This is a genomic window from Actinomadura sp. SCN-SB (assembly GCF_043906805.1).
In the GTDB taxonomy this organism is placed as follows: domain Bacteria; phylum Actinomycetota; class Actinomycetes; order Streptosporangiales; family Streptosporangiaceae; genus Spirillospora.
This window is the reverse complement of sequence record NZ_JBIMPP010000218.1, coordinates 1-261: the sequence shown is the minus strand read 5'-3', so window position 1 is coordinate 261 and position 261 is coordinate 1. Positions and strand designations below refer to the sequence as shown.

Genomic DNA, 261 nt, shown 5'->3' with positions numbered 1-261 from the left:
CTGTTCCAGGTCAACGTCGAAGAAGGCCGCCATCTGTGGGCGATGGTCTACCTGCTGCACGCCTACTTCGGGCGCGAGGGCCGCGAAGAGGCGGAGGAGCTGCTGCACCGCAACTCCGGCAGCGAGGAGTCGCCCCGCATCCTGGGCGCCTTCAACGAGGAGACCCCGGACTGGCTGTCGTTCTTCATGTTCACCTACTTCACCGACCGGGACGGCAAGTACCAGCTCGGCACGCTCAAGGAGTCGGCGTTCGACCCGCTG

At 65.5% G+C, this 261-nt stretch carries 1 pseudogene; it reads left to right on the top strand.

From position 1 onward, the window contains the following. Nucleotides 1–261: pseudogene (locus tag ACGWYJ_RS39115) on the top strand (benzoyl-CoA 2,3-epoxidase subunit BoxB); the annotation flags it as partial.